Below are 15,061 nucleotides of genomic sequence, written 5' to 3'. Positions count from 1 at the left end.
GCGCAAAAAAACCAGCCGCGGGGCTGCGGCTGGCTTTCTTGCATTGGCTACGTCCCACGTCGTTGCCTAGTGGCCTGATGCAGCCCGGGGCCCCACAGCATTGCCGGGTAGGGCCCCTAGCCTCCCGCCCCTACTTCCGCAGCCGGATGCCGGCCAGGCGCAGCTGGAAGTAGTCGTATTTCTCGCGCAGGTGGTCGAACAGGTCGCGCAGCGCGGGGGCCCCGCCGAGCTGGGCGCGGGCGGCGACGATTTCGGCCAGTTGGGTGTCGGTCACAAATTCCTCCAGGCGCAGGGGCAGGCCCTTGGTGTAGGCGCGCTCCAGGTGGGCCTTCACGGTGCTTTCAGCCAGGCCGCGCTGGGTGGCAATCTGCAAGGGGCTGAGGCCCTGGCGGTGCAGCTGGAAGGTGGCGTCCTCCGAGTCGTTGACGGCGGCGGGGTCGGCGGGCGCCTTGGTAGCTTTCTCGGCTTTGGGGCGCGCCGTGGGGGCCCCAAAGGGCAACTCGTCGCTGTCGGCGGGCACGTTGCGCGGGGCCCCGTGCTGCAAAATGGCCTCGATGAACACCTCGCCGTAGGTCTCGAATTTCTTCATGCCCACGCCCGACACGGCCAACATGGCCATGCGGGTGGTGGGCTGCTCCTGGGCCATTTCCTGCAAGGTGGCGTCGCTGAACACCACGTAGGGCGGTACGCCCTGCTCGTCGGCCAGCTGCTTGCGGAGCTGGCGCAGGTGCTCAAACAGCCGCGCTTCGGGCGAGCCAGTAACGGCGGCTTCGGTGGCGGCTTTGCGGCTGGCGCGGGTGGGCTTCTCGGCCTTCTCGGCGGGCTGGAACTTCTTGAGCGGCAGCGGCAACTCGCCCTTCAGCACCTCGTGGCCACGGGGCGTGATTTTCAGCGCGTAGCCTTCCTCGTAAGCGATGTAGAACAGGCCGTCGTTGAGCATCTGGTGCACGTAGCTGTACCAATCGAGGTACGGCAAATCGGCGCCGGCGCCGTAGGTCTTGATCTGGTCGTAGCCCCCGGCAATGACGGCCTGGTTGCGCATGCCGCGCAGCACGTCGATGAGCAGCGTGACGCTGAGCCGCTCGCGGGCCCGCGTGACGGCCGACAACGCCTTCTGGGCCAGCAAAGTACCATCAAACGTGATAGGCGGGTTGCGGCAAATGTCGCAGTTGCCGCAGTCGTGGGGCAGCGTTTCGGAGAAGTAATGGAGCAGGATTTTGCGGCGGCACGAGGCGGCTTCGGCAAACTGCTGCATGCGCTCGAGCTTGGCCGTGTTGAGCTGGGCCTGGCGCGCGGGCACGTCCTTGGTCACCATCTCGCGCATCTGCATCACGTCGGCGAAGCTGTAGAACAGGATGGCCGTACTGGGGGCCCCGTCGCGGCCGGCGCGGCCAATTTCCTGGTAGTAGCCCTCGATGTTTTTGGGCAGGTTGTAGTGCATCACCCAGCGCACGTTGCTTTTGTCGATGCCCATGCCGAAGGCGATGGTGGCCACAATTACCTGCACGTCGTCCTGCAAAAAGGCCTCCTGGGCCTTGCTGCGCTGGTTGGGCGTGAGGCCGGCGTGGTAGTGCGCCGCCTTGATGCCCTTCTGCTGGAGCTTCTGCGAGATGGTTTCGCAGGTTTTGCGCGAGAGGCAGTAAATGATGCCGGGGTCCTGCGGGTGGCGCGTGATGTAGTCCACCACCGAGCCCACGCGGTCCTGGCCCGGGCGCACGATGAGGTTGATGTTGGGCCTGTCGAAGCTGGAAAGGAACACCTTGGGCTCGTGCAGGTTGAGCTGGGTGATGATGTCGCGCTTCGTGAGGCGGTCGGCGGTGGCCGTTAGGGCCACGATGGGCGTGCTCGGGAACTGCGTGCGCAGGGCCCCCAGCTTGGTGTACTCGGGCCGGAAATCGTGGCCCCAGCTCGAGATGCAGTGCGCCTCGTCGATGGCAAACAGGCTGATATTCACCCGCCCCAGGAACTGCATAAACCCGTCCGACAGCAGCTTCTCTGGGCTCACGTACAGCAGCTTGAGGTGGCCGCTGACGGCCGCCCGGGCGATGTCGTTGGCCTCCGACGTGCCCACGCTGGAGTTGATGAAGGCCGCGGCGATGCCGTTGCCCTTCAAGGCCTCCACCTGGTCTTTCATGAGGGCAATGAGCGGCGACACCACCACGCACACGCCCTCGCTCACCACGGCCGGCACCTGGAAGCACACCGACTTGCCCCCGCCGGTGGGCATGAGCACCACCGTGTCCTGGCCCGCCAGCACGCTCTGGATGATGTCGGCCTGCATAGGCCGGAAGTTGTCGTAGCCGTAGTAGCGTTTCAGGGCCCCGCGGGCGGCGGGCAGGAGGTCGGCGGCGGCAGTTAGGGTATCGGGCATATCAGGGCAAGGGTAACCTACTATAAAGGAACGGCGGGGCCTGCGAAGTTCCAACGGGGCCCCAGCGGCCGCGCTACGGCTGCGGGGTGGCCGGGGCCCGCCGCGAGCCGCGGTACAGCTCGTACTTCAGTAGGCGGCAGTCGATGGGCCCGTTGAAGAGCGGGATGCGGCGCGTGGCTTTGAGGCCGATGGTTTTGGCGGCGTCGAGGTTGCCGGTCAGCACGTAGGCCTCGTAGCCCTGGAAGTTGGTTTTCAGCGCGTCGCCGATGGTTTTGTAGAAGGCGGCCATTTCGGCTTCCTCCCCGATGCGCTCGCCGTAGGGCGGGTTCGTCACCACGAGGCCGGGGCCCTGGGCGGCGGGCGCGGCGGCGTCCTTCACGTCGCGCACCGACAGGCGGATGCAGTCTTCGAGGCCCGCGGCGGTGATGTTCTGGGCCGCCTGGTCAATCACTTTGGGGTCGATGTCGGAGCCGGCCAGGTACGCTTGGGGCTCTTCGAGGCGCTGGGCCTCGGCTTCGGCGCGCACCTGCTGCCAGAGGTCGGCGTCGAAATCGGCCCAGTTCTCGAACCCAAACTTGCCCTGGTGAAACAGGCCCGGCGCGATGCGCTGCGCGATGAGGCCCGCTTCGGTGAGGATGGTGGCCGAGCCGCACATGGGGTCGATGAGCGGCTTTTTGCCGTCCCAGCCGGCGAGCAGCACCAGGCCGGCTGCCAGCACCTCGTTCAGGGGCGCGTCGTTGGTGGCTTGGCGGTAGCCGCGGCGGTGCAGCGAGTCGCCGGCGGCGTCGCGGCTGATAATCACCTCGTTCTCGAGCATGCGCAGGTGCAGGCGGATGTCGGGGTGGCGCGTGTCCACGTCGGGGCGGCTGCCGGTGCGGTCGCGGAACTGGTCCACGATGGCGTCCTTCATCAGCTGGGCCACAAACAGCGAGTGCTCGAAGGTGGACTTGTTGACCACCGCCGTGATGGCGAAGGTTTGGCCCGGGCCGATGTACTCGCTCCAGTCCACGCGGCCCACCTCGCGGTACAGGGCCCGCTCGTCGGGGGCGTAGAAGCCGGCCAGCGGGCACAGCAAGCGCATGGAGAGGCGGCTCCAGAGCACGGTTTCGTAGAGAAGCCGCTGGTCGCCAATGAATTCGACGGCGCGGCTGCCCACGTGGGTGATGTCGGCCCCGAGGGCGTACAGCTCGTCGGCGAGCAATTCTTCGAGCCCGAACTGGGTGGTGGCGGTGAGGTGCATAGCCGCAAAGGTCGGGCAGGAATGCGTTGGGCCCCCAGCCGGCCCGCGTGGCCGGCTGTTTTCTATCTCCCGCGCCGCACGGCTGCGGCCGGGGCGGCGCTGGTGGTGGCTTGCCTTGTAGTGGTGGCCACCGGGGCCTGGTCCATTCGCCAGCACACCCCCAGCCGGGCCGGTTCGCGCGGCAACGTGACGGCGACGCTGCCCGGTTAGGGCCCCGGCCGGGGCCCTACCTTTGCCCCATGCCGCTCCTCGAAGAAAACGTCTCCCTCCGCCCCTACAACACTTTTGGCCTGGCCGTGCGGGCCCGCTACTTTGCCCGCTTCGGCAGCGCCAACGAGCTGCGCCAGCTGCTGGCGCTGCCCGAGGTGCAGGCCGCCGAGAAGCTCATTTTGGGCGGCGGCTCCAACCTGCTCTTCACGCAGGACTTTGCCGGTGTGGTGCTCAAAAACGAGATTAGGGACCTGGAAATCATCTCCGAAAACCTCGACGACGCCACCACTGCCCTGGTGCGCGCCGGCGCCGGCGAGAGCTGGCACGGCCTGGTGGAGTATGCGCTGGGCCAGGGGCTGAGCGGCCTCGAAAACCTCTCGCTCATCCCCGGCACGGTGGGCGCGGCGCCGCTGCAAAACATCGGGGCCTACGGCGCCGAGCTGCGCGACTCCTTCGAGCGGCTCGAAGCCGTGGAGCTGGCCACTGGGGCCCTGCGCACGTTCGGGGCCGCCGAGTGCGGCTTCGGCTACCGCGAAAGCGTGTTCAAGGGCCCGCTCAAAAACCAATTCGTAGTCACGGCCGTGGTGCTGCGCCTGCACCGCCAGGCCCGACCCAACGTGCAGTACGGGGCCCTGCAGGAAACCCTGGCCGGCTTCGGCATCGAGGGCGAGCCCACGCCGCACGACGTGAGCCGCGCCGTGGTGCACATCCGCCGCTCCAAGCTGCCCGACCCGGCCAAAATCGGCAACGCGGGCTCGTTCTTCAAGAACCCCGAAATCTCGCAGCGCAAGTTCGACGAGCTCAAGGCCCAGCACCCCGCCATTCCCGGCTACCCCGTGCCCGGCGGCGTGAAGGTGCCCGCCGGCTGGCTCATCGAGCAAGCCGGTTGGAAAGGCCTGCGCCGGGGCCCCGGCGCGGGCACCCACGGCGTGCACGACCGCCAGGCCTTGGTGCTGGTGAACCACGGCGAAGCCACCGGCCACGAGTTGCGCCTGCTGGCCGAAGAAATCATCCAGTCCGTCCGCGCCCAGTTCGGCGTTGAGCTGCACCCCGAGGTGAACATCCTGTAAAACGCTTACACTTCACCCAAAAACGTCATGCAGAGCGCAGCGAAGCATCTGTCCCGCGCCAGTAATTATTTACTGCTGCGGGACAGATGCTTCGCTGCGCTCTGCATGACGTTCTATTAGGCGATTTCCGATTACTTCAGCACCGCCAGCGTCACGCCGTCGCCGCCGCGGTCGGCGTGTTCGTCGGCCACGCTCGCCACGGCTTTCACCGAGCGCAGGTAGTCGCGCACCACTTGGCGGAGCACGCCGTTGCCGCGGCCGTGCACGAATTTTACTTCCGGCATGCCCAGCATCACGGCGTCGTCCACGAAGCTCATGGTTTTGGTGAGGGCGTCTTCGGCCCGCTCGCCGCGCAGGTCCAGCGTGGGGCTGAAGCCGGCCATGCGGTCGGTGATGTTCACGCCGTTGCCGCTGGGGCCCCCACCGCCGAGGCGCGAGGTTTTGGCCTTGGCCGCCTGCTCCCGGTCGCGGATTTCGGCGCGGCCGAGCTTTTCGAGCTGGCTCACCTTCACCAGCGTTTTGAGGCCCCCGAACATCACTTCGGCGGTTTGGCCCTTCACGCCCACCAACTCGCCGTAGCCGTCCTGGCCCAGCAGGGCCACTTTGTCGCCGGGGTGTAGGCCGCTGGTGGTGGCCAGCTCGCGGGTGGCGCGGGCCTTCGGCGGCTCGATGTGCAGCTCTTTCCGCACGAAATTGTCCAGCTTCTCGCGGGCCAGCTTATTGATTTCCTTGTCGGCCTGGCCACGGCGGATTTCAGTTATCGTGGCCTCAATCTGCTGGTTGGTGTCGCGCAGCAGGGCCTTGGCTTCCTGCTTGGCGGCGCGCAACGTTTCGAGGCGCGTGTCCTCGATGTGCTGCTTGAGGTCAGCGTAGTCCTGGGCGGCTTTCTTGAGGCGGCGCTCCTGCTTAGCGGCCTCGGCGGTGTGGCGCTCCAGCTCGGTTTTCTCTTGCTCCAAGCCTTCCAGCAACTGGTCGTAGCGGATTTTGTCTTTGCCCACGAGCTGCGAGGCGCGCTCCACCAAGTCCTTGGGCAGGCCGATTTTGCGGGCTATTTCGATGGCGAAGCTGGAGCCCGGCTTGCCCACTTCGAGGCGATACAGGGGTTGGAGCCGCTCGGGGTCGTAGCGCATGGCCCCGTTCACGAAGCCCGGCGTGCGCTCGGCGAAGTTCTTGAGGTTGGTGTAGTGCGTGGTGATGACGCCGTAGGTGCGCGCCCGGCTGAACTGCTCCAGCACTGCTTCGGCAATGGCACCGCCCAGGCTGGGCTCGGTGCCGGTGCCAAATTCGTCGATCAGCACCAAGCTCTTTTTGCCCGCCAGCAGCAGGAACTGCTTCATGGCCAGCAGGTGCGACGAGTACGTCGAAAGGTCGTTTTCCAAGCTCTGCTCGTCGCCGATGTCCAGGAAAATGTCCTCAAATACGCCGGCTTCGGACTCGTCGCCGCACGGGATGAGCAGGCCCAGCTGCAGCATGTACTGCACCAGGCCCACCGTCTTCAAGGTCACCGACTTACCGCCAGCGTTGGGGCCCGAAATCACCAGCATGCGCTGCTCGTGGTTCAGCTCCAGGTCGAGCGGCACCACCTCGCGGGTTTCGCTGGTGAGGCGTTTGTGCTCGGCGTAGGCCAGCGTGAGCAGCGGGTGGCGCACGCGCTTCCAGCGCAGCAGCGGCTTGGGGTCGAGGCGCGGCAGCTGGCCGTCGAGCTCCACGGCCAGGCGGGCCTTGGCGCGGATGAAATCGAGCAGGCCCAGGTACTGGTAGGCGCGGCGCAGGTCGGGCAGGTGGGGCCGCAGCTGGTCGGTAAGGGCGGTGAGGATGCGGATCAGCTCGCGCTGGTAGGCGTTGTCAAGGTCCTTGATGTCGTTGTTGAGCTCGAACACGGCGGCCGGCTCGATGTACACCGTTTGGCCCGTGGCCGACTCGTCGTGGATCAGGCCCTTCACCCGGCGCTTATGCTCGGCAATGACCGGCAGCACCAGCCGCCCACCCCGAATCGTCGGTTCGGCCCCGGCCGGCACCCACCCTTCCGTGATGGCGTGGCGCAGGATGCCCGCCAGCTGGCGGCGCAGCTGGCCCTGGCGCACAATCAGCTCCTGGCGCAGCTGGCGCAGCAGCGGCGAAGCGTCGTCGCGCACCAGGCCCTCGTCGTCCACCACCTTGTCGAGCGCAGCCATCAGGTTGCGGTCCACCTGCACGCCAATGCCCAGCAGGCGCAGCGTGGGGTACTGCCCCTCGGGGGCCTGGGTGAAGAAAGTAAGGGCCTGGCGAATGGTGCGCAAGCTCATCTTCACTTCAAAAAACGAGGCCACATCGAGGAAGGCCCCCGGCAGCGCGGCCCGCTTGAAGTGCACCTGCGGGTCGTAGTAGTGCGAGGCCGGAAAGTCGGCGCCCGAACGCAGCAGGTACGCGAATTCGTTGGTTTGTTGCAGCAGCTTCAGCAGCGGCTCGGCCTTGGTCTGGAACTCCAGCTTGGCCACGTACTGGCGGCCCAGGGCCGATAAGCAGTTGGCTTCGAGCCGCTGGCGCAGCGCGGCGAAGCCGATTTTGTGTTCGAAGTTTTGGGGAAGTAGCAAGTAAGCAGGCGTTGGTATATAGCTACGAAGATAAACCGCGGGGCGGGGCGAAAGATTTCGCCAGGGGCCCCAGCTGTAGCAATAAGTGACGATTGGCCAGCGCCAATTGGCGAGCGGTACTGGCCACAGTCAAGCTTTTCTTTTAATCGACGAGCACCAACCGGCGGACCAGGGCCCCGCACCGCACCACGTACGCCCCGCTGGGCAAAGCCGCCGGCAACGCCAGGCCTTGGGCCGGGTAGCCGGGCCGGGCATCGGCCACCAACAAGCGGCCCAACCGGTCGAATACCTGCACGGCTTGGCCGGCGGGCAGGCCCGTGGCCCACACCGGGGCCCCGCGGCGGCCCGGGTTGGGCCAGAGCGTGAGGTCGGCCGCTGGCGAGCGCAAGGCCAAATCGGACGCCCGCGCGAGGAAACCGCGGTTGGTTACGTATTCCGACAACGGCGGGCCAGTTTCAAGGACGATTCCTCCAAACGCGGCTGTGCGGCCGTCGAAAGTGCCGGCCACATAGGCCCCCCGCAGGCCATCGGCGGCCACCGCGGCGCCATTGTCGTCGCCCGGGCCGCCGCCGCCCAGGGCCCAGCGCCACTGGCCCGCCGCATCGAGCGACGCCACCACCGCGTCGCGTTTCCCCGCCGAACGCAGGGACACCTGGCCAAAAGTGGCCGCCTCGCCTTCAAAAGTGCCGCCCACATAGGCGGTTCCGTCAACGTCTAGCGCAATGCCGAGCCCAAACTCCGCGCCCGGCCCGCCGCCCCGCACCGCCCAGCGGCACGCCCCCGTAGCACCGTCGAACTTGGCCACCAATAGGTCCGCGTCCGTCGTTGATTTATCGAGCCGTAGGGCCCCCACGGCAGCGGTTCCACCGCCCAGCCAGCCCGTTAAGGAGGGGTCGCCCCGGCCGTCTACGGCAATGGCGGCGCCGCCACCGCCGTGGGCACTGCTGATGGGCGCGGCCCATTGCCAGGCCCCGGTGGTGGCGTTCAGCTTGGCCACGAACCCGTTGTTGCTGAAGACCGACGCGTTGGGCAGGCGCTGGGGCCCCAACTGCAAGGCCGTGCTGCTAAAATTACCCGTCAGGTAAACGCCGTCGCGGTCATCAACCGCAATGCCCCGGCCGGCATCGTAGCCGTTGCCGCCGCCGCTGACGGCCCAGCGCCACGTGCCCGCAGGCCCGAGGCAAGCCGCAAACACATTGTACGTGCCCTCGTTGGCTAAGCGGATGGCTCCGAAGCGCGCATCCTGGCCCCGAAAACTGCCAGCCACGTAAGCATTGCCTTGGCTGTCCACAGCTATGCTGGTACCAATCAAGTAGTTGTTGACGTCCAAGCCACCCGCCCGCACCAGCCGTTGCCACGTGCCGTCGGCCGAGAGCGTCGCCACGAACAGGTTGTACCCCAGCCCATCGAACGGGGCCAAATTGGCGGCATCGAACAGCTTCAACGGGCCGAACCGGGCCGAATTGCCAATGCAATACCCCGTGACGTGCACGTTGCCGCTGGCATCGACGGCCAAGGCGTTGCTGATGTCCCAGCCGCTGCCGCCGGCCTGGGCAGCCCATTGGTACGCGCCGGCGGCGTCGCGCTTGGCCACGAACAAGTCATAATCGCCGACGGCCGTGAGCGTGGTGGTGCCCAGCACGATGCTGCCCCGGAAAATGCCCGTCACGTACGCGTTGCCTTGCTTATCGGTCGCCACGCTGTTCGTCTGCGATTGGCTAGGCGCCGGGCCGCCGTGCACCGCGGCATAATCGAAGCCTGGCACTTGGGCCCTGGCCACTCCAGCAGTTGCAGCGCCCAGCAGAAATGCAACAAATAAAATTCGTAAAGTACAGTATATGTGCTGCATAGCAACCGGCAAAAAGTTCTGCCCAAATGTACTTATCGCACCGCCGCCCGTCAAGCGCCACTGTTGCGGCTTACGCCTTATCCTTCGCTCCGACCCCGGCACCAAACAGCGCGAAATCGTACTTCACGGGATCCAGCGGGTCGAGTTCGCGCAGGTTTGCCGTCAGTTCTTCAGCGGCCTCCCAGTCCACGAGCTTGCGGGTGAGCAGGCCCAGGGGGCGGGCCTGACGCTCGACGTGCAGGTCGATGGGCATGATGAGGTCGGCGGGCGAGAGGCGGGTCCAGAGGCCAAAATCGACGCCGCGGTCGTCGCGGCGCACCAGCCAGCGCAGGTACATGTTCACGCGCTTGCAGGCCGACTTGCGGGCCGGCGTGGCCACGTGCTTGCGGGTGCGGGCCGGGGCATCGGGCAGGCTGAAGAAGCGGTTGTGGAAGTTCATCAGCCGCTCGCGCTGGGTGGCGCCAATCAGAAACGCCGTTTCCAGCGTGTCGTGCTGGCCGTACCAGTCGCGCAGGAAGTGCACGAAGTACAGCAAGTCGGTGTCGCAAAACGTGCGGTGGCAGAAGCCGAGCAGCTTCTTCAGGTCCTCGTCCTGGTGCTGCGTCACGAACTGGTAGGGCGCATCGTCCATGCGCCGCAGCAGCTCGTTGCACTTGTTGATGATGGTGGGCCGCTGCCCCCAGGCCAGCAGCGCGGCAAACAAGGCCGCAATCTCCACGTCCTGCCGCTGGGTGAAGCGGTGCGGAATCTGAATCGGATCGTTTTTGATGAATTCCGGCCGGTTGTAGCGGTCGTACTGGGCATCGAGTTGGTGCCGCAAGTGGGCCAGGTTTTTCAAATTAGGGGCCCCGGCGGGGCGGGTAGTTAAGAGGAAAGAGCGTGGGGCCGTATTGCTTGAGCGGCTCGGCGCGGGCTGCCAGCTTTTCGCGGGCTGCCTGGGGCAGAACTTACTAGGGCCCTAGCCCTTAGGCTTCTGCCTGCGGCACGCGGTGCTCGGTGAGCAGGGCGGCCACAGCGGCGGGGGTAGTGGCGGCGGGCAGGCAGCGCAGGTCGAGGTAGTAGCAGGCAGCCTCGGCGGGGTAGAGCAGCAGCCAGCTGGGGCGCACCCACACGGCGCGGCGCAGGCTGGTCCACGGCACTTCGAAGTGCCCCAACTTACTGTGACCGCACAGCGCGGCTTCGGTCAGTTCATAGTCGATGGGCACCTGCATGGCCGCGCTGCCGAGGTAGGTGCGCCGCAGCAGGCGCATCACTAGCAGCGGCCGCGCCGCGCCGTAGGCCAAGCCCACGGCGAGCAGCACCGGCGACGACCACGCGAAGGAACCGTCGGGAGCACGGCCCAGCAGCTGGGCTACTACGCTGGCGGCTAGTAGCACAAGGGCCACGCCCAGCAGCCAGTGGTTGCGCCGGGTGGCGGGCGCGCGCCACCACAGCCGCAGGTTCACGGCCACGTACTCATCGGCTGAAATCAAGACGCCGGGGGCCTTCGCCGGAAACGCAGGGTGCAGCACGCAGGGGCCCTACGGAACGTAGCTGGTTTCGACGCGGAAGCGCTGGTCGCTGGTGCCCAGCTTCTGCACGGCCCGGGGCGAGAGGCGCACCAGGATGTTGTTGTTCTCGCCCGTATCGGGCAGCTTGCCGATGACGCGCACGTACACCGACTGGCCGTTCATGGTGTTTTTCACCTGCATGATGGTGCCCACGGGGGCCGTTTTGTGCAGGGCCAAGTACTTATCGGTGCCGTTGTTGTCGATGCCGGCGGCCATGCCGCTGTCGGTGATGCGGCCCGCCAGCTCACTGGCGCGGGTGGGGGCCCGCTCGGCGGCGCGTTCCGTTTCCCGGTCGGCCGGGGCAGCGGGTGTCACGGTGGCCACCTGGGCGGGTTTGTCGGGCACGGGGGCCACGGTGGGCGCGGGCGTTTTGAGGGGCGTGGCGGCCAGGGCGGGCGCAGCAGTGGCCACGGCTGGGGCTTCCAGCAGCAGCTGCTGGCCCACGCGCACCCGGCCATTGGCAGGCAGGTTGTTGAGCTTGATGATGTCGTCGGGCGTGAGCTGAAAGCGGCGGGCGATGGCAAACAGCGTTTCGCCCCGGGCCACGGTGTAGCGGCCCGACGCGGGCACGGCCGCCCCGCCGGCTTTGGCGGCCGGGGCGGCCGCAGCAGCGGCGGCCGGGGTGCCCGCGGCCAGCGGCCGCGGCACTAGCACCACCTGCCCGATACCCAAGCCGCTGGCCACCTGCGGGTTGGCGGCGGTGAGCTGGGCCACGCTCACGTGGTAGCGGCGCGAAAGGGCCGAGAGGGTTTCGCCGGCCCCCACGCGGTGGCGTACAAAGCGCTGGCCGCCGCGCATTTCCACGCCGATGGAATCGGCCGGAGCCAGGGCCCGCACGGGCGCCGGGGCCCCGGGCCCGTACAAAGTAGCCGCAAGCAGCAAAAGGAATCCAGTCATACAAAAAATCGGCGTTGCGAAAGTCCTGCCAAACCCCGCCGTGGGGGCCGGCACCGGGGCCAGCGTGGGCAAAATAACAAAAGAATACGCCTACCCCCGCCCACCGGCCGGGCGCGGGGGCCCCCGGCGCGGGCCAAAAGTGCGTTCTTTGGCCCGCCCGCCCCTTCATCGCCCGCCTTTTCCCCGCCCCGCATGGTTCTCGGCCTCATCCCCGCCCGCTACGCTTCCACCCGCCTGCCCGGCAAGCCGCTCGTCGACCTCGGGGGCCTCAGCATGATCGAGCGCGTGGTGCGCCAGGCCCGCCAGGCCCGCCTCGACCGCGTGGTGGTGGCCACCGACGATGCCCGGATTCTGGACCACGTGCGCAGTTTTGGGGGCGAGGCCGTGCTCACCCGGCCCGACCACCCCAGCGGCACCGACCGCCTGTACGAAGCATTCCAGCAGCTGGGCAGCCCGCCCGAGGTGCGTGCCATCGTCAACATTCAAGGCGACGAGCCGTTTGTGCACCCGGCCCAAATCAATGCGCTGGTCAATTTTTTTGCCGACGAAGCCACCGCGCCCGACATTGCTACGCTGGTGACGCCCGTGCGCAGCGAGGAGGACTTGTTCAGCCCGCACTTGCCCAAAGTGGTGCTCAACCAGCGCCGGGAAGCTCTGTACTTCAGCCGCCATCCCCTGCCCTACCAGCGCGGGCGCGCGCCGGCCGAGTGGCTGGCCCACTACCGCTACCTGCGCCACCTGGGCCTGTACGCCTACCGGCCCGCCGTGCTGGCCCACCTCACCCAGCTGCCCGTATCGGCACTCGAAGCGGCCGAAAGCCTGGAGCAACTGCGCTGGCTGGAAGCTGGCTACGCCATCCGCTGCGCCGAAACCGAGCTGGACGCCTTCGGCATCGATACACCCGAGGATGTGGCCCGCGCCCGGCAGCGGCTGGCGGCCGGCGGCTAGGGGCCCCGCGGGGCCCCGGGCTAGGCTTGGTCTTTGGCGCGGGCCACGGTATCGTCTTCCGAGCTGGTTTGGCGGCGTTCCTCCTGCATTTCCTTGGATAAGAAGAAGTTCAGGGCCGTGCGGATGACGGCGATGGCCCCGAGCCGGCCAATCTGGTCCCAGCTGGGGGCGATGGACGTGGAGAGGATGTCGGCCCCGAGCTGGAATTCGAGCGCCAGGGCCAGGTAGCGCGAGAGGGTGAGCCGAATAGCCGTAAAATCGGCCGTGCGCCGCGCCCACAGCGCCCGCACCAGCAGCCGCCCCGCCACAGCAATGCCGAGCGCAATAATCAGGGCCCCCACCAGCTCCACGCCCAGCTTCAGCCACTGCACGGCGCCGATGACGTGGGCCTCGGCCTGGCCAAACAGGGTAGCGTCTCCGGGAGGTATCAGCACGGGAAACTTAAAAAAGTGTGAAAAATTAAGAACGGCCACCCGGGGCCCCACGCGCCGCGCCGGCCGCCTACGGCCGCACCACCCGCGCCAGCAGCCACGCCGAGCCGCGCTGGAGCAGCACCAGCACCGCTACCAGGCCCACAGCCAGCCCAAACAGCAGCAAGTTGCCCTCGCCCGTGCCGGCCCGAAACGCGAAGTTGAGCGCCGTGGCCACCGCCGGCGGGTGCATGGCGTCGGTGGCCACCATCAGCGCAATGGTGAGCACCAGGCCCCCCGCCGCGGCCCCGTAGCCGGGCCCCAGCCACGCGTGCAGCGCTGTGCCTAGCACCGCCGCCCCCAGCTGGCTGACGGCCAGCGTACGTACGCTGTTGGTGCGGTGGCCGGGGTCGAGGTAAATGAGAAACGCGCTGGACGCCAGCGAGGCGAACAGCAGCTGCTGGTTGCTCAGCAGCTTGAGCAGCCAGAGCAGCAGCAGCACGGTGACCGTGGGCAGCAGCGCCAGCAGCAACTCGGCGCGCCCGGCCAGGCGCGGGCGGCCGCCCAGGGGCCCCAGCGGCGCGGGGGCCCCTGGCGCCGGTTGGGTCGGTTCCGGTTGGGCCTCAGCCACCGATTTTCTTGGCTTTGTAGCCGGCTTGTACCAGCAGGGCCAGGATTTTTTCGCGAAAGTCGCCTTGCACCAGAATTTCGCCGTCTTTGGCGCTACCACCGCCGCCGCACTTGGTTTTCAAAAGCTTGGCCAGCGCCTGCAAGTCCTCATCTGTCCCCACAAAACCGGTGACGAGTGTGACCTGCTTGCCGCCGCGCTGCTTTTTGTCGAGCTGCACGCGCAGCTGCTGCTGCTGGGGCGGCAACGTGGCGGCCGTAGCATCCTGGTCGGCCGACTGGTACGAGAAGTCGGGATTGGTGGAGTACACCACCCCGGCGCGGTTATCTTTTTTCATGGCAAAGAACTTATAATCAACATTTTCGAAGTGCCGCCGGGGCCCCTACACGGCCACGGCCAGCGCCAGTGGCAGCAGCTCTACGGTGAAATCGGTGGCGTGGCCCAGGTAATCGCCGTCGACGTGGAAGCCCAGCGGGGCGGCGGCCCGCACGTGCGCCTGGGCGGCTTGGAAATACTCGGCGGCGCGGGTTTCGGGCAGGTTGCCCATTGCCATGGCCAAGCTCACGCGGAAGGCGCGCACCACGGGCAGGGCGTCGATGAGGCACACGTCGAGCAGGCCGTCGCGCAGGTCGGCGCGCGGCGCGATGTACACGTCGTTGCCGTACTGCGAGGCGTTGGCGAAGGCCAGCACGTAGCAATCAGTGGCCCGGCGCTGGCCGTTTAGTTCCACCTCCACGGGCACGGGCCGGTAGCGGCGGTACTCGCGCAGCGTCACGCGCAGGTAGGTGCTCAGGCCGCGCGAGCCGGCCCGGGCAAAGTGCTGGGCTACGTGGGCATCGAAGCCCAGCCCCGCCGTGCAAAAAAACGCGTGGCCGTTGATGCGCCCCACGTCGATGCGGCTGCGCGTGGGCGCGGCCAGCCGGCGCAGGGCCCCGGCCAGGCTCAGGGGCACTTTTAGGTGGCGGGCCAGGCCGTTGCCCGAGCCCTGGGGCACGATGCCCAGCGCGGCGGCCGTGCCCAGCAGGCCGCGGCCCACCTCGTTCACGGTGCCGTCGCCGCCCACGGCCGCCACCACGGCAAAGCCCTCAGCGGCCGCAGCGCGGGCCAGCTCCACGGCGTGGCCGGGGCCCTCGGTGTGCCGCACCACGTACTCCGCAGCCGGGTTGGCGCCTCCAAAGTGCCGGGCGATGAGCGCGGGCACGTCGCGGCGGCGGTTGGGCCCCGCGGTGGGGTTCAGGATAAAACAGGTGTTGGACATGCAAGCAAACCAAGCGGGGCCGGGGGCCCCACGCGACAAAAAAACCGCCCGCTCCCC

General features: G+C 67.6%; 14 protein-coding genes. 3 read left to right on the top strand and 11 right to left on the bottom strand.

Features of this window, described 5'->3' with window-relative positions; genetic code table 11:
- Positions 1 to 130: 130 nt before the first annotated feature.
- Both recQ and EAH73_RS21955 read right to left on the bottom strand, forming a co-directional pair.
- A complete protein-coding gene (recQ, locus tag EAH73_RS21960) occupies positions 131 to 2,371 on the bottom strand; it encodes a DNA helicase RecQ (protein WP_140469579.1) in 2,241 nt (746 codons plus the stop codon).
- A gap of 73 nt (positions 2,372 to 2,444) precedes the next feature.
- A complete protein-coding gene (locus tag EAH73_RS21955; RefSeq protein ID WP_140469578.1) occupies positions 2,445 to 3,611 on the bottom strand; it encodes a class I SAM-dependent RNA methyltransferase in 1,167 nt (388 codons plus the stop codon).
- A 21-nt stretch (positions 3,612 to 3,632) separates the two neighbouring features.
- Between EAH73_RS21955 and EAH73_RS21950 the strand changes: the two genes are divergently transcribed.
- Positions 3,633 to 3,821: a hypothetical protein gene (locus EAH73_RS21950; protein ID WP_140469577.1), complete on the top strand. Its 189-nt coding sequence runs from the start codon at positions 3,633 to 3,635 to the stop codon at positions 3,819 to 3,821.
- A gap of 29 nt (positions 3,822 to 3,850) precedes the next feature.
- On the top strand, positions 3,851 to 4,891 hold the full coding sequence (gene murB / locus EAH73_RS21945) for a UDP-N-acetylmuramate dehydrogenase (protein ID WP_140469576.1): 1,041 nt from the start codon (positions 3,851 to 3,853) through the stop codon (positions 4,889 to 4,891).
- Between the two features lie 131 nt (positions 4,892 to 5,022).
- Here the strand turns inward: murB and EAH73_RS21940 are convergent, their stop codons facing one another.
- The 5 genes from EAH73_RS21940 to EAH73_RS21920 form a co-directional block, all read right to left on the bottom strand.
- Positions 5,023 to 7,464, bottom strand: coding sequence for an endonuclease MutS2 (locus EAH73_RS21940; RefSeq protein WP_140469575.1), 2,442 nt, complete (start codon positions 7,462 to 7,464; stop codon positions 5,023 to 5,025).
- A gap of 142 nt (positions 7,465 to 7,606) precedes the next feature.
- Entirely contained in the window at positions 7,607 to 9,163 is a 1,557-nt protein-coding gene (locus tag EAH73_RS21935) for an SBBP repeat-containing protein (protein WP_161599650.1), read from the bottom strand.
- A gap of 220 nt (positions 9,164 to 9,383) precedes the next feature.
- Positions 9,384 to 10,151 (bottom strand): TIGR02757 family protein, encoded by a 768-nt coding sequence (locus EAH73_RS21930; protein ID WP_140469573.1) that lies wholly within the window; start codon positions 10,149 to 10,151, stop codon positions 9,384 to 9,386.
- A 127-nt stretch (positions 10,152 to 10,278) separates the two neighbouring features.
- On the bottom strand, positions 10,279 to 10,824 hold the full coding sequence (locus EAH73_RS21925; protein ID WP_140469572.1) for a hypothetical protein: 546 nt from the start codon (positions 10,822 to 10,824) through the stop codon (positions 10,279 to 10,281).
- A 9-nt stretch (positions 10,825 to 10,833) separates the two neighbouring features.
- Complete coding sequence (locus tag EAH73_RS21920) at positions 10,834 to 11,760, bottom strand: LysM peptidoglycan-binding domain-containing protein (protein WP_140469571.1); 927 nt, start codon at positions 11,758 to 11,760, stop codon at positions 10,834 to 10,836.
- A 192-nt stretch (positions 11,761 to 11,952) separates the two neighbouring features.
- On the opposite strand from EAH73_RS21920, the gene kdsB reads away from it, so the two are divergent.
- Positions 11,953 to 12,708 carry a 3-deoxy-manno-octulosonate cytidylyltransferase gene (kdsB, locus tag EAH73_RS21915; protein WP_140469570.1) on the top strand — a complete coding sequence of 252 codons (756 nt, stop codon included), beginning with the start codon at positions 11,953 to 11,955 and terminating at the stop codon, positions 12,706 to 12,708.
- A gap of 20 nt (positions 12,709 to 12,728) precedes the next feature.
- Here the strand turns inward: kdsB and EAH73_RS21910 are convergent, their stop codons facing one another.
- The 4 genes from EAH73_RS21910 to EAH73_RS21895 form a co-directional block, all read right to left on the bottom strand.
- Positions 12,729 to 13,142: a DUF1622 domain-containing protein gene (locus EAH73_RS21910; protein ID WP_240047368.1), complete on the bottom strand. Its 414-nt coding sequence runs from the start codon at positions 13,140 to 13,142 to the stop codon at positions 12,729 to 12,731.
- Positions 13,143 to 13,209: 67 nt separating this feature from the next.
- Positions 13,210 to 13,749, bottom strand: a complete 540-nt coding sequence (locus tag EAH73_RS21905) for an HPP family protein (protein ID WP_205013035.1) — start codon at positions 13,747 to 13,749, stop codon at positions 13,210 to 13,212.
- Entirely contained in the window at positions 13,742 to 14,083 is a 342-nt protein-coding gene (locus EAH73_RS21900; RefSeq protein WP_140469569.1) for a translation initiation factor, read from the bottom strand. Before EAH73_RS21900 ends, EAH73_RS21905 begins: the two co-directional genes overlap by 8 nt.
- 45 nt (positions 14,084 to 14,128) lie before the next feature.
- Positions 14,129 to 15,004, bottom strand: a complete 876-nt coding sequence (locus EAH73_RS21895; RefSeq protein ID WP_140469568.1) for a diacylglycerol/lipid kinase family protein — start codon at positions 15,002 to 15,004, stop codon at positions 14,129 to 14,131.
- Positions 15,005 to 15,061 lie beyond the last annotated feature (57 nt).

It is taken from the genome of Hymenobacter nivis, assembly GCF_006439025.1.
Taxonomy (GTDB): domain Bacteria; phylum Bacteroidota; class Bacteroidia; order Cytophagales; family Hymenobacteraceae; genus Hymenobacter; species Hymenobacter nivis_A.
Note: the sequence above shows the minus strand (reverse complement) of the source record. Positions and strands in the feature narration are given on the sequence as shown.

Coding starts and splice junctions, on each gene's coding strand:
- EAH73_RS21955 (WP_140469578.1), bottom strand. CDS start 3,611: ATGCACCTCACCGCCACCACCCAGTTCGGGCTCGAAGAATTGCTCGCC.
- recQ (WP_140469579.1), bottom strand. CDS start 2,371: ATGCCCGATACCCTAACTGCCGCCGCCGACCTCCTGCCCGCCGCCCGC.
- kdsB (WP_140469570.1), top strand. CDS start 11,953: ATGGTTCTCGGCCTCATCCCCGCCCGCTACGCTTCCACCCGCCTGCCC.
- EAH73_RS21920 (WP_140469571.1), bottom strand. CDS start 11,760: ATGACTGGATTCCTTTTGCTGCTTGCGGCTACTTTGTACGGGCCCGGG.
- murB (WP_140469576.1), top strand. CDS start 3,851: ATGCCGCTCCTCGAAGAAAACGTCTCCCTCCGCCCCTACAACACTTTT.
- EAH73_RS21900 (WP_140469569.1), bottom strand. CDS start 14,083: ATGAAAAAAGATAACCGCGCCGGGGTGGTGTACTCCACCAATCCCGAC.
- EAH73_RS21950 (WP_140469577.1), top strand. CDS start 3,633: ATGCGTTGGGCCCCCAGCCGGCCCGCGTGGCCGGCTGTTTTCTATCTC.
- EAH73_RS21895 (WP_140469568.1), bottom strand. CDS start 15,004: ATGTCCAACACCTGTTTTATCCTGAACCCCACCGCGGGGCCCAACCGC.